Source organism: Phormidesmis sp. 146-33 (assembly GCF_052939515.1).
Map to the genome: position 1 here is coordinate 1 of NZ_JBJPHU010000158.1, position 13,160 is coordinate 13,160.

Annotated in this window: 13 protein-coding genes; 7 read left to right on the forward strand and 6 right to left on the reverse strand. The window is 47.3% G+C overall.

The genetic code is table 11. The features are described from left to right. Positions 1-26: 26 nt before the first annotated feature. A complete protein-coding gene (locus ACJ2PR_RS32565; protein ID WP_446880130.1) occupies positions 27-479 on the reverse strand; it encodes a DUF2808 domain-containing protein in 453 nt (150 codons plus the stop codon). Between the two features lie 399 nt (positions 480-878). Between ACJ2PR_RS32565 and ACJ2PR_RS32570 the strand changes: the two genes are divergently transcribed. The 4 genes from ACJ2PR_RS32570 (at position 879) to ACJ2PR_RS32585 (ending at position 6,330) form a co-directional block, all read left to right on the forward strand. Further along, positions 879-4,598 carry a WD40 domain-containing protein gene (locus ACJ2PR_RS32570; RefSeq protein WP_446880132.1) on the forward strand — a complete coding sequence of 1,240 codons (3,720 nt, stop codon included), beginning with the start codon at positions 879-881 and terminating at the stop codon, positions 4,596-4,598. A gap of 138 nt (positions 4,599-4,736) precedes the next feature. Next, a complete protein-coding gene (locus ACJ2PR_RS32575) occupies positions 4,737-5,804 on the forward strand; it encodes a transaldolase family protein (RefSeq protein WP_446880133.1) in 1,068 nt (355 codons plus the stop codon). Between the two features lie 93 nt (positions 5,805-5,897). Beyond that, on the forward strand, positions 5,898-6,047 hold the full coding sequence (locus ACJ2PR_RS32580; RefSeq protein WP_446880134.1) for a hypothetical protein: 150 nt from the start codon (positions 5,898-5,900) through the stop codon (positions 6,045-6,047). Positions 6,048-6,207: 160 nt separating this feature from the next. Continuing rightward, positions 6,208-6,330 carry a hypothetical protein gene (locus tag ACJ2PR_RS32585; protein WP_446880136.1) on the forward strand — a complete coding sequence of 41 codons (123 nt, stop codon included), beginning with the start codon at positions 6,208-6,210 and terminating at the stop codon, positions 6,328-6,330. A 45-nt stretch (positions 6,331-6,375) separates the two neighbouring features. On the opposite strand, the gene ACJ2PR_RS32590 is transcribed toward ACJ2PR_RS32585, so the two are convergent. From ACJ2PR_RS32590 to ACJ2PR_RS32600, 3 genes are all read right to left on the reverse strand, one after another. Beyond that, positions 6,376-6,987: a DMT family transporter gene (locus ACJ2PR_RS32590; RefSeq protein ID WP_446880137.1), complete on the reverse strand. Its 612-nt coding sequence runs from the start codon at positions 6,985-6,987 to the stop codon at positions 6,376-6,378. Then, positions 6,980-7,504 (reverse strand): MarR family winged helix-turn-helix transcriptional regulator, encoded by a 525-nt coding sequence (locus ACJ2PR_RS32595; protein WP_446880138.1) that lies wholly within the window; start codon positions 7,502-7,504, stop codon positions 6,980-6,982. Before ACJ2PR_RS32595 ends, ACJ2PR_RS32590 begins: the two co-directional genes overlap by 8 nt. Positions 7,505-7,771: 267 nt before the next feature. Further along, positions 7,772-8,737, reverse strand: a complete 966-nt coding sequence (locus ACJ2PR_RS32600; protein WP_446880139.1) for a DMT family transporter — start codon at positions 8,735-8,737, stop codon at positions 7,772-7,774. Positions 8,738-9,651: 914 nt separating this feature from the next. On the opposite strand from ACJ2PR_RS32600, the gene ACJ2PR_RS32605 reads away from it, so the two are divergent. Next, the gene (locus ACJ2PR_RS32605; RefSeq protein WP_446880141.1) at positions 9,652-10,215 is read left to right on the forward strand and encodes a GNAT family N-acetyltransferase; all 564 of its coding nucleotides are present in this window, start codon (positions 9,652-9,654) and stop codon (positions 10,213-10,215) included. 4 nt (positions 10,216-10,219) lie between these two features. Here the strand turns inward: ACJ2PR_RS32605 and ACJ2PR_RS32610 are convergent, their stop codons facing one another. Continuing rightward, complete coding sequence (locus tag ACJ2PR_RS32610) at positions 10,220-11,017, reverse strand: glutathione S-transferase family protein (RefSeq protein ID WP_446880142.1); 798 nt, start codon at positions 11,015-11,017, stop codon at positions 10,220-10,222. A gap of 14 nt (positions 11,018-11,031) precedes the next feature. Continuing rightward, positions 11,032-11,388, reverse strand: coding sequence for a DMT family transporter (locus tag ACJ2PR_RS32615; RefSeq protein ID WP_446880144.1), 357 nt, complete (start codon positions 11,386-11,388; stop codon positions 11,032-11,034). A 101-nt stretch (positions 11,389-11,489) separates the two neighbouring features. Between ACJ2PR_RS32615 and ACJ2PR_RS32620 the strand changes: the two genes are divergently transcribed. Both ACJ2PR_RS32620 and tnpA read left to right on the forward strand, forming a co-directional pair. Further along, a complete protein-coding gene (locus ACJ2PR_RS32620) occupies positions 11,490-12,101 on the forward strand; it encodes a TetR/AcrR family transcriptional regulator (RefSeq protein WP_446880146.1) in 612 nt (203 codons plus the stop codon). A gap of 455 nt (positions 12,102-12,556) precedes the next feature. Next, positions 12,557-12,976: an IS200/IS605 family transposase gene (gene tnpA, locus ACJ2PR_RS32625; protein ID WP_446875475.1), complete on the forward strand. Its 420-nt coding sequence runs from the start codon at positions 12,557-12,559 to the stop codon at positions 12,974-12,976. The last annotated feature ends 184 nt before the right edge of the window (positions 12,977-13,160 follow it).

Consider the following 13,160-nt stretch of genomic DNA (forward strand, 5'->3'; position numbering starts at 1 on the left):
ATTATCCTCAAGCCTATCCGCTGGGACTATTGAGAATGGTGCAAGATCTGAGCTAACCGAATTTCAGAACTGGCTGTAAGCCGCTTACCAAAGAAGGCTTTACTGTCGTTGAGAGCAAACTTGATCGTTTCGGAATTTTCAGCCTGGGTGATCGTCACTGCTTTCAAAGGCTGTCCAGCATCTTGAGGGACAGTCAGCGTGAATTCGTAGGTGGAACCTGTGTACACCCCGGTTTGAGATGCAGTAGTCCGAATCAACTGTGGAGGGTGATTGAAGAAGGTTTGCCGAGCTTGATTAATGGAAATGTTTTCGGCTTGTAGTCTAGGCTGAAATGCTTGCAGCCCAAGTTGTTTGTCAATGGAATCAGATTTGATTGCAGCGTAAGTTTCTGATTGCACACTAGCAGCGGCAGCGTGTGACTTCACAGATACCGAAAGGATTGCCAAGGGAATAAAGACAGCAAGTTTGTGGAATTTCATAGTCAATCTCCTTGTGGTATGGATGGTTGAAGCGATCGTGTTTTTGTCTTAGTCAAGAGCGTTCGATTAGGAATCGATACAAATACGGCTGATATGCAATACGCAATCTAGACAGGTGAAACAACTCCAGCAATTTGAAGCAAATCAATCATCTTGAATTCACCGTTCAGACTCAAAGTCGGCACCAATTCCGGGTCTTGCTACATTGCAGACTTTGTTTGAGGAAGCCCGTTGGCTCTTTGTCTTCTTTATTGTTCAACTTTCGTTCCGTTTAGAACACTCAAGTTCACTGAGTTAAGCAACGAGCTAGCTTATCTATGCCTGAAGACAGGTCTTTGAATGGAGGCACGATCAAAAACGAGTCAGGGTCGTAAAATTCGCTACCCTTATAATAAATATATGGGAAAGACTTCCAAGGCTTTATTGGCGCTCTTTTCTAGAAAGAACCGAGCTACCCTATATCGCTGTTGCTTGTCGATGGATCTCAACGCAGACAAATCTAAGCAGAGTGGTCGTGTTAGAGGAGTCATCCTATCGCCTCAAGGATGGCAGCGATTTCAGGTGGCAAAACAGGAAGCAGAGTCTGAGGAAACCTGGGGCAAGCATCTGACACAGGAAGATCTCAGCGATCGCACTGGGCTTTCACTCAATACGCTTCATCGAGTTCTCAAACGCGAACTGGGAGTTGATCGCCAATCGTTAGAGAATCTTTTCCGAGCGTTTGGGCTGGAATTAACCAAAGCAGACCATACTTCTCCCGCCGCATTAGGGGAAGAACCAGAAAGCCAACGGGCAAACCCCAAAAACGATTGGAATAACGCAGTTGATACCTCGGTGTTCTACGGTCGTGAAACTGAACTCGCACAACTATGGCAATGGATCGTAGCTGATCGCTGCCGCGTCGTGGGACTGCTGGGGATCGGCGGGATTGGCAAAAGCACGATCGCTGTAAAAGCGGCACTCCAGATGCAGGCAGAATTTGAGATTGTCATCTGGCGAAGTCTTGCCAACGCGCCATCATTAGATGAATTGCTACCCAGTCTGCTGAAATTTCTCATGCCGCTCTATGGAGAAGATCCCGTCATTCCCACCACGCTCAATGAAAAGTTCTCTAAGTTAATGGAATATTTGCGATCGCGTAAGTGTCTGTTGATCCTTGATAACGCTGAAACTATTTTGCACAGTGAGCAGGTCGGGCATTGGCGATCGGGCTATGAAGATTATGGACAATTGCTGAGAACGGTTGGAGACACACCGCACCAAAGTTGTTTGTTGTTCACCAGTCGAGAAAAGCCTAGCGAAATGGGGCTGATGGAAAGCAGCGTAGTGAGATCGCTCCTTTTAAGTGGACTCACCCCGGATGACGGACGCGCCATCTTTCGGCAAAAAGGGGCATTTACAGGTTCAGAAGCCGAATGGAATCGCTTGATTCATCACTATGGTGGCAATCCTCTGGCACTGAAGATGGTGGCAGCTACAACCCAAGAACTCTTCGACGGCAACATTCTGGAGGCTTTAACCTATATTGCTGAAGGAATTTTTGTTTTTGAAGATATCTACGATTTGCTCGATCGTCAGTTCGATCGCCTCTCTGAAGCAGAACAGAAAACATTATTCTGGTTTGCGATTCACCGTGAGCCAGTCTCGATCTCAGACCTGCGCGAAACTGCGGTCGATCTTGCCAATCAGCAAGGCGTACCAAATCTCATCAACTCGCTGATTCGGCGGTCTCTGATCGAAAAGACAGATGGGTTATTTTTTTTACAGCCTGTTGTGATGGAATATGTCACAGAGCGATTTATTCAGCAGGTTTGTACAGAATTTGAGACTGCTCAGATTGATATCTTGCGAAGTCATACCTTAGTTCGAGTCCACGCGAAAGATTATGTGCGAGAAATTCAATTGCGATTGATTGTGCAACCTGTGATTGAACGGCTTCTATCTAAGTTTGGGAACGTGTCAGAAATTGAAGTGCGATCGCGGCAACTCTTGACGCAACAGCGGCAAAAAACAGGATATGTTGCAGGCAACCTGATCAATCTTCTAGTGCAGCTTCAAGTCGATTTGCGCGGCTCTGACTTTTCAGATCTCATGGTGCAGCAAGCTGACTTCCGGCAGATCAACTTGGCAGGGGTGAATTTTCAGAATGCTGATCTAACAAAGTCTATCTTTTCAGAGACGCTGAGCCACGTCATGTCGATCGACATTAGCCCTGATGGTCAAATGGTTGCGATCGGCGATTTAAGCGGCAGGATTTATCTCTGGAACATTGCAACGACTCAACTGATCGCCACCTTTGAGGGACATATCGGCTGGGTGTGGTCGGTGGCATTTAGCCCCGACGGTAAAACACTGGTCAGCAGTGGGACTGATGCTTCTATCCGCTTGTGGGAGGTGCGAAGCGCTCAATGTTTGCAGATTTTAACAGAGCATACAGGCTGTGTTAGGTCTGTGAGCTTTAGTCCCGATGGGCAGCGAATTGCGAGTGGGAGTGACGATCGCACGGTGCGGCTGTGGGATTTGCAGGGGCGCTGTCTTCATGTCATGGCAGAGCATAAGGAAAACGTTTATTCAGTACACTTCTCACCTGACGGTAAAACCTTAGCTAGTGGGAGTAAAGATACCACCATTCGGATTTGGAATGTGAGCAATGGAGACTGCCTGAGTGTCCTACAGGGACATACGGATGGAGTTCGTTGTGTGCGGTATAGCCCGGACGGTCAACTGCTTGCTAGTTGCAGTCAAGACCAATCAATCCGACTGTGGAACATACCTCATGCTCCAGCGAGTGCATCACAGTTTGATGGCAAGCAGTCTAATGGCAAGCCTGATGCCAAGTTTGATGTTGGGGTACTGCATGGACACACTAATTGGGTTTGGAGCCTTGCGTTTAGCCCCAAAGGTGACATGCTGGCGAGTGGCAGTGATGATGGTACGCTGCGCCTTTGGCAGGTTCCCGACGGACAGGTTGTTGCTGTGTTCAACTGTCATACTTACGCTGTTTTCGCCCTGGCAATCAGCGCTGACGGTCAACACCTCGTGAGTGCGGGTCGAGACCAAGCGGTGCATCTCTGGAATCTGCAAGGGCAAAGCCTCAAAACACTGCATGGCTTTACCAATGGGATTCAATCCCTGAGCCTCAGCCCTGATGGTCAAACCCTCGCCAGTAGAGGTCAGGATGAAACAATTCATCTGTGGCATTTGCAGTTGAGTCACAATCACACATCGCTTTGTCCCGTTAAAACTTTTCACACCGCCACCATTGCGCTTGCGTCTTTAAGTTTTAGTCCTGATGGTCAAACCCTGGCGACCAACCGACAAGATGGCTCAATCTGTATCTGGGATGTGCAAACAGGGCAAATCAATCAGTGGTCAGGTCATGACGCGCCTGTACGGGTAGTACTCTTCAATCCCAGGGGTCAAACCCTGGCAAGCAGTAGTTACGATCAAACGGTGCGACTCTGGGATGTGCAGACCCATCTGTGTTTGCAAGTGCTGTGGGGTCATGAGAGTAACGTTATGGCGCTTGCCTTTGACCTGAGCGGTCAACAGTTAGCGAGCGGCAGTTTTGATCAAACCATCCGCCTTTGGAATTTGCAAACTGGAAACTGTTTGCAGGTTTTGCAGGGGCACACAGGCGGCATTAACGCTCTCGCAGTGCAGCTAACTGATGTGCATACAGGCGGAGGTCAACAGTTAGCGAGCGGCAGTTTTGATCAAACCATCCGCCTTTGGAATTTGCAAACTGGAGACTGTTTACACGTTTTGCAGGGGCATACAGGAGCCGTCTGGACAGTTGCCATTAGTCCCGATGGTCGATCATTGGCAAGTGGGGGTGATGACCAAACGGTGCGGCTGTGGGATTTGCAAACGGGGCAATGCCTTCAGATCTTGCACGATCATACAAGTTGGGTCACTGCGTTGACCTTTAGCGCCGATGGTCAAATTGTCTTGAGTGGCAGCGACGATCGCACCATCAAGCTCTGGGATGTACAGACAGGACACTGCCTCAGTACGGTAACGGTCGATCGCCTCTATGAAGGGATGAATATTCAAGGAGCCAGCGGATTGACGATCGCTCAAAAAGCCACCCTTAAGACATTGGGTGCATTGGCGTAGTCGATGCGTAGTTTAAGTCAGGGCTTAACTGGCAGATATTGAGTGGTGAAATTTGCAGAAGTTTCGCAGACTGAGATCGTATTGCATCATTGCAAAATTATGAGGAGTCGCACTCTACACCTGCGAAATTTATAGGCTATGAACTTGTTACAATCGCTGCAACAACGGGGGCAATCGGTCTGGCTAGACGAGTTTGAGCGAGGCTGGATTACCAGCGGTCAGTTGCAGCACTACATTGATGACGATGGCTTGCGGGGCGTGCTGTCAAACTTTCAAAGCCTGCAAAGTGCAATTCAAAGTCAGGAATACGATCGTGATCTCAGCACACTTGCCCGTCAAGGCAACAAGCTGTCGGCTCGACAGTACTACGATTATTTAGTCAAGCGAGATCTGCAACTAGCGGCTGATTTACTCAAGCAAACCTACACTCAAACACACGGGCGAGACGGCTATGTTCAAGTCGATCTCCCGCCACACTCGCTGTTGCAAGCTGAAACCGCGATCGCAGAAGCTCAAAAAATCTGGCAATCGGTCGGGTGGTGTAACTTGATGCTGAGAATTCCAGCCACTCAGATCATGCTTCCGGTGATTGAACAACTCATCAGCGATCGCATCAACGTGAATGCAACGTTTGTGTTTTCTCAGACTACCTATGAGCAAGTATTCGATGCGTATCTCCGGGGTCTAGAAACCCTCATTCAACAGGGAGAATCCGTGAGTGACATTGCTTGTTTTACCAGTTTTTCGATGGGTCACTTCAATGCGGCACATTCACCGACACTTAGCTTACCAGAGCCGACATCTTTTGGAGTCGTTCAAGCAAATCTTCTCTATCAGCACTATCAAGATGTCTATCAGAGCGATCGCTGGAAAACTTTATGCAGACAGGCAAATCCACTTCGCCTGACATGGGATTGCACAGATCTTCATCCTCAAGACGCATGGCGCTATGTTCAAGCTCTAGCGTTTCCTGAAACAGGGATCGTACTGTCTCGATCGACACTTGAAGCTTACAGTGAGGTATCTCTACTTCCTACGGCTCTGATTGACAACCATAAAGAGGTCGAACAGATTATAGCAACCTTAACGCAAACAGAAATCTCTTTAAGTAAAATCGCTAACCGACTTATAGATAAGGAAGTAGCACGGTCAATGAGAGACTTTAAGCAATTGTTGAATACGATCAAGCGAGAGAGAATTGCCTGAAGCTGCGAACGTGATCATTTCTCATAACATACCAGGATAGTGCATTTAGGAAAGGGTAGGGAAAATAAGCTGAGTCGGCTGCAAACTCCCGTGATGTTGCCCTGGCAGGGTAGCTTTGCGCTCCTTTACAAAGCCAGCGACAAAGAACTGGTGCTAGACATCCCCAAACAAGGAATTCAATGGCGCAAGCCAGCCGACTTTATCGAAGCCTGGGGCGAAGAAGGCGAAGCTCTGCTGTTATAGCCGACCAAAGAAACCCCTTAACAGAAGTTTGGGTTGCACTGGTTTCTACGAGTCGGTCATTCGTCATCGCCGTGTCTTAATCGAAGTTCTAATTGCCTCCCTTTTCGTGTAGCTTTTCACGCTGGCGAATCTGCTGATTACGCAGGTAATCATCGACAAAGTGCTGGTGCAAAACGGAGCAGAAACTCTGAATGTGTTGGGCACGCTGCTGATTGTCATGGCGGTCTTTGAGGCGCTGCTTACCTTTTGGAAAGAGGAACTAGTCGGAGTCTTTGTCCTCTGAAACGGATTCAGGGGGCGGTGGCTGGTGAACCAGTAGTTGCACCAATTAACTTGAATCGATCGTTGATAATGCTCCAAAACAAAGTACCGTTGTGATTAAGCCAACGAATTGCTGCGATGCCGTGAGTTGTAGCGGATCTGTGGTTTCGATCTGTTTCTTGCTCAGTAAAACGTAAAACACAGCGAAGATTGTACTCAGAAGCACAAGTAGATCCCCAATGAGAGAAGCATGATTGATGTTTTCAACATCTTTCAACATTAACAGAAGGATACCGCAAAAACTGGTGCCAGCAAGGAGTAACTTGATTCTTGTTAATTTTTCACCGAGAAACACTGCTGCCAATAAAATCGTCAAAATTACCTCTGATGCTCCAATTAACGAGGCATTGCTGGCAGTGGTCATCTTCAAGCCAAAGATTCCCACCATATAGGTCAGTGCAGGTTCAAAAATCCCTGCTGCTCCTTGTTTAAGACTCCGTAAGGAAAAGGGAAATCGACGACGTTTCAGATAGTAAAGGGTCATGAGAAACAAAACACTAGAGAGCAGTTGGATCACAAGCAGCGTTGCTGCCGGAATTTCTGCAAGCGTTAGTTTTGTTAACGTTGCGCCAACTCCCCAGCAGAACGCATAACTCAAAGCCATGACGATGTTATTCATGATTCACCATCTCGCAATATTGTTGGTCAACTGGACAGCGATCGCTCGGACACACTTCTTCCTCGCACAGGCGACAAATTGCAAAAGCACGTAGCTCACTCGTCGTCATTGCGGTGAGCATTTTCTCTAGCAGTTTGGTCAGTTGCTTGCACTCAGTTGGGGTCAGAGTGTCGATCGCAAGCTGCAATTGATGCCGTCGCCCAGACAGAATTGCTTTTCGTCGTTCAGCCCCCGCATCGGTGAGAAACAAGGCAAGGGTTCGACCATCCGCCCCCGATCGCCGCTCAACTAGTCCCTCAGTTTCTAAGCGATCAACAAGGCGAACCGTTCCGGGATGCGAAAGATTCAAAATCTGCCGCAATTGGTTAATAGAAAGTCCAGGTTCTGCACCCAGCGTCACTAGAGCAGCAGGAGTTTCACCGCCATATCCCGCGTTGGCTTCAACAACGGTATTAAAAGCATCCACAATACTGAGAGCAAGCGCTCCCAGTAGATTCGACGTTCTTTCATTATTCATAAAACAGAAGCGTAACAGCACTCTTTTGTATATATATGCATTATACATACATTTTAGTTAGTGTAAAGTAGAAACTTAGATGAATTTTTAGATCAACGCAATGAGGGCAATTCCGTTATCCTAGAGACGATGCCCATAACCCGCCGCGAATGCTCTCTCGAACTCAACCGATAACTTTAGTATGGTCGGGTTTATAGGCGTTGTTAAACGATTGGTAAGGTTCGACGATTCAATGCCCTGGAAAAGCAATCCTATTCTGCCATTGCACTACTTTCTAGTAGTTTGATCAGGAATTCGTGAAATGCTAATAACTGCTAATAAAATTAATCCACCTCCCAGTCCTTGTGAGAGTAAAAGCCGCTCACCAAGCAACACATAAGCACCAAGTACACCAAAAATGGGAACTAAGGTTAAATAGACCGAGATACGACCAGCAGTTTGATGACGTAGTGCTGCTAAGTAAAGTAGAAATGCTGTTCCATACCCGAACGCGCCTGACGCGATTGCCACGAGTAAACTAAACCAAGTCGCAGGTGTAGACACAATCGTCTCTAGACGCAAATTAAAAGCACCCACCATCACAACTAGGAAAAAAAGCAGAGCAAACGATTGTTGCATCGCAGCCAGAACTACAGGTGCTAAATGCTTGATCGAGCGAGAGGTTGAGATCGCATAAAGTGAGGCAAATAGCACATTTAGAAACATGAGTGTATCGCCCCATAGTGATCCTTGCCCTTTTGAAGTTGCATCGGGTGCTGCCACAATCGTAACTCCTAAACAGGCAATCAACCCCAGTACGATTAGTAGCCTGCTAATTCGTTCTTTTAGGATTAGCCAAGAAAGTGCGATCGTGACAACAGGTTCCATTGTGCCGATAAAGGTCGCGTTACTTGCGGTCGTCAGAGATAGACCAAACATTCCAAAGAGGTAAGATAGCCCCGGTTCAAGCAATCCAGGAACGCCAGCCTTGAGAGTATTCCATCTCAGCGGAACCCGCACACCTTGTAAAAGAACGATCGTCCAAAAAAAGATAACACTAGACGCGGTTTGAATAGTCAACAGCGTAATTGGCGGAAGATGTTCTAAAGCTCCTTTGGTAACAACCATTGTTAAACCATAAACTGCCGCAGATAAAACAATTAAACCCACACCTTGAGAAAGTTTGGGAAACTGGGTGAACGCACGAAAAGATTGGAGAAAATACCGCAGCATCTCCGTCATTAAGGTAATCATGATGATGACTCAATTTTCCCAATAGAATTTTTATCGCTCAGTCAGCTTCGAGCGAGGAACGCAGAAAGGTTCATAGATTACACATGCGTCGAATCAAGCAAAGCTTCGTATAGTGCTTGCTATGCAAAACCCTGTGCAAATCTAGAAACATGCGCCTAGAAATACGCAATCAATAAACTTACGGCTAATACCCAACCGACAATCACAGAACTGTAATTGTCAAACGCAGTCGATTCCCGGCTCTATGAGGTACCAATCTTCTTTCGATAAACCAGTCAATTGATCCAGCCCGCAAGTTGCATAATCTGAAAAAAACATAACCCCACCTCTTTGTACTCTGGCAGCGAATCTATGCGCTAATTGCCAGATTAGGATGTTTGCATATCCTCCACTTTTAGAGTACCTCATTTCCATTCATCTGGTAAATATGCCAGAGTCCAAAAATGCTTACGAGGGATCTTTAATTTACCCCCCACCAGTAATCGAAAACCGCATAACGAGTCGCTACCCCAACTTATGGTGTTGCTTGACAACTTTCGCCCTTCTCTTAGCACCAAGCGGCATTGGCACAGTTTGCACAATGCCTAGTCAATATATCTTTCTGAGGATTTGAATCAGCGGTTGAAGGATGCTTTGCAGAACCGAATGCACAGTGTAGGATTGAAGTCGATATCTCTACTCCCAGCGAAAAAACCGCGATCGCGCCAGTGCGCGAAATTAAAACCGATCAGTGGACTCCCCAAGCTCCCAGTGCAAATTCTTCACCTTGATTTGTGGCAAGAAGGCCTTAGGAGCAGAAGCAGACTTTCCAATTAAGTGAGTTTTAAGATCATTTGCCAGAGTTTCTTGAGAGTGACTGTTTGATATTCAACATTGAGCTAGAATGCAGCAGTCAGTTTTGACCAAACCATTCCATGCTTGCCCAATCCACGTTACAAACTGAGCGCTTGACTTTACGCTTGCTTGCGTCTGGAGATGCTTCCTCGATTCAAACGGTTGCGAGTGTTCGTGAGATTGCTGACACGATGATTTCAATTCCGCATCCTTACCCAGATGGTGAAGCTCGGCAATATGTCGATCGACAAATGGCTGAACTTGCAGCGGGGCGATCTGTGACGTTTGTGATCGAGCGAAAAGGTGATCCGACATTGAGCGGGATTGTTGAAGTTCGAGACATTGAGCGTGAACATTCTCAAGCAGAACTGAGCTTTTGGCTGGCAGTGGAAGCGTGGGGTCAGGGATACATGAGCGAAGCCTTGAAACCGATCCTTCAGTTTGGGTTTGAAACGTTAGAACTGAATCGACTGTACGCTTACCATATGATGAGAAACCCAGGCTCAGGAAAGGTGTTGCAAAGAAATGGGTTTGTGCAAGAAGGAGGGCTGCGCCAACGAGTGCGGAAGTGGGGAAAATTCGAGGACGTGGCGTTATGGGCGATACTGCGAAGTGATTGGAATGATGCGGCGACACGACGGTAATGATTCAGACACCTAGAAAGACTCTTCGTAATCCTGCTACAAGCATTGGCAGAGGCATCTTATCACTCTGAATTGCCGTGTTAAAACTAGGGCGAGATTTGAGTCGATTCAGATAGGAATCGAGCGCAGGACGGGTATGATCAGCCCACAGATAGCTAAATTTCAGCTTGTCTAACCGATGCAATACGGCTGTCCATACTGTGTCAGCCAAGGAATAGCTATTCCCACAGAGCCATGTAGTCTGACTTAATTGCGCTTCAAGTTGATCCAGCATGGGTGCGATCGTTGCATTCAAATTCACAATTTCGGCTGCATTGTGAACTGTGCAATTCCATTGCTGCACATCCTTCAGCTTAATAGCATACTGCTCTTGCAGTTCTGGATTTGCTTGTACCAGTCTAAGGAGCAATCTTTCTTTCATTTGAATAGAACGTCGCAAAATAGCCCCTTCAATACTTTGGTAGTTCCCATAGATTACTTCCCGCATTGGAAACCGATTTTGCAGATCAATCCATCGATCCATCTTCTCTTGCAACATCGAATCAGCCGGAGTGAGCGTAGGATGAGGAAATTGCTCATCTAGATATCGAACGATCGTGGCTGAATCAGTAATCACTCGACCTTGATGAAGTAACGTTGGCACGACACCTTTAGGATTGAGTCGTATATAGCTTGGCTGTAAGTTCTCAAATGTCAGAAGGTTGATTAAATGGCTGTTCCATTCCAGTTCCTTCTCCGCGAGAACCAGCTTCACTTTTTGGGAACAGAGTGATTCTGAAGCATGATACAGTTCGAGCGTCATTATTCATTCTCCTTTCAAGCACGGGACATCATCACGATTCCTGCGGTGATTAGACTTGATGCAAACAACTGGTTGAAGGTGAGATGCTCACGAAAAAGCACCATCGCTAAAATTGCGGTCACAGCAATCCGCATCCCTGAAACTACGGGCACTGCTGCGGATACAGGTAGTTGCTGCAAGGCTTGGGTGAACAGAAGTAGGTCAAAGAGATAGCAAGCGATCGCGCCCATGAACCAAGGCGACGTGAGCAGCAGCAGAAAGCCAGCATTAGGAAGTACCAAATTCGCTTGCTTGAGCAGCAAATTGCCCGCGCAACTTCCGATCGCAGATAGCCCCAGAAGTGCCCAGGCAGACCAAATCGGTTGAGCCATATCGGTTCTTCACCCCAGAGTTAAATTACAACAGTTGTTATGTAATAGAAGATAACAACTGTTGTGATAAGCTGTCAATAGCGAACCGCCTTTAAACTCCTATGAAAACAACAAACTATAGCGATCGCCGTCTCGAAGTAACTGAAGCGGCATGGCGCGTAATTATCCGCGAAGGGCTTGACCGCACGAGTATGAGAGCGATCGCGCAGGAACTTGGCTCGACGACTGGGGTTGTCACCCATTATTTTCGGGACAAGGATGAACTCACGCTATTTGCCCTGGAGCGGGTCTTTGAGACCCTGTTTAGCGATATAGAGGCAGGTGTCAAAGGCAAGCATGGGCTGGAGAGACTTGAGCAGATGATTCTTGCCGCGCTGCCGCTTGAACCGAGTGGCATTCGAGGGTGGCAAGTTTGGATTGCATTTCTGGGATACGCGATCGGGCGCGAAACCTTGATTGGGGAACATCGAAAACGTTACGACTCACTCCGGCAACTCATTTGCCAAGAACTGACCGATTTACAAACAACGAAGCTGATTCGGGGAGAGATTGACCCCTTGCTTGAAGCAAACGCACTCATCGCGCTAGTAGATGGGATTGGAACCGGATTAGTTATTAACTCCGAATCTTTTCATCGAGACCAACAACGCTACCTCGTGCAGCGATACATCAAAACTCTACTGGCTACATCTCCAACGATCGCTGAATCTTGAACAAAATCCCTGTCACAATTCAAAATCAAAGCTGCACAACAGCTTAATTCAGCAGCAAAAAATTCACACGCCTGACAGAACACCTCGCGCGTTTGCTGCAACTGGAGCGTTCTGCTGCACTGTTGGCTCATATTGTCATACATATTCTATGAAGCTCTATAATAACGTGCAAAACCGCTTGGCGTTGTTTCCCAATTAATATCTTTCCAGTATTGCATTCCGATTCTCTGGAGAACTCGCTCAGATGCAATATTTAATGGATCAACCGCAGCAACAATTGGATTGAAATGAAGATTCTTCAGCCCATGTGATAGTAATAACTTGTCAGTAGCTCAGAAGGTAAGCCACTGGTTTTACCAGTGCGACTTGAACAGCTTTTAGCGTTTCCGGCGTTCCTGAGCGCGTGTAAAGTAACTCCCACGGTGGCTTGAACCGAACCGTAGGAGGATAAACACATGTCGGAATTGTATCAAAGCCTTTCTCACAGCAAGTGGGATTGCAAGTATCACGTGATTTTCGTGCCCAAGTATCGTCGAAAGACCATGTTTTTGGAGTTGCGGCAATATTTGGGGCCGGTGTTTCATGAGTTGGCGCGTCAAAAAGAATGCCAGATCATCGAAGGACATTTGCTGGTGGATCATGTGCATCTGTGCATTGCGATTCTGCCGAAACATGCCGTGTCGTCCGTGATCGGCTTTCTCAAGGGCAAAAGTGCCATTGCAATTGCCCGTCGATTCAAAGGCAAGCAGCGCAATTTTGAGGGAGAGAATTTCTGGGCACGGGGCTACGCCGTCTCAACCGTTGGATTTGAAGAGGAGGTGGTGCGTCGGTATATCCGAGAGCAAGAAGTGTTTGAGCAAAGTGGACGATTCTAATTGACTCACAGACACCTTCAGCAAGGACACCCGCCCTTGGGGCGGTCACATTCATCAAGCCACCAGCTTTGCTGGGGGTGTCTGACTGAGCACTTTCTGTTGCATATCCCTGCCCCCAATAGTCACGGCAAATTCGGTTAGCTCAGATCTTGCACCATTCTCAATAGTCCCAGCGGATAGGCTT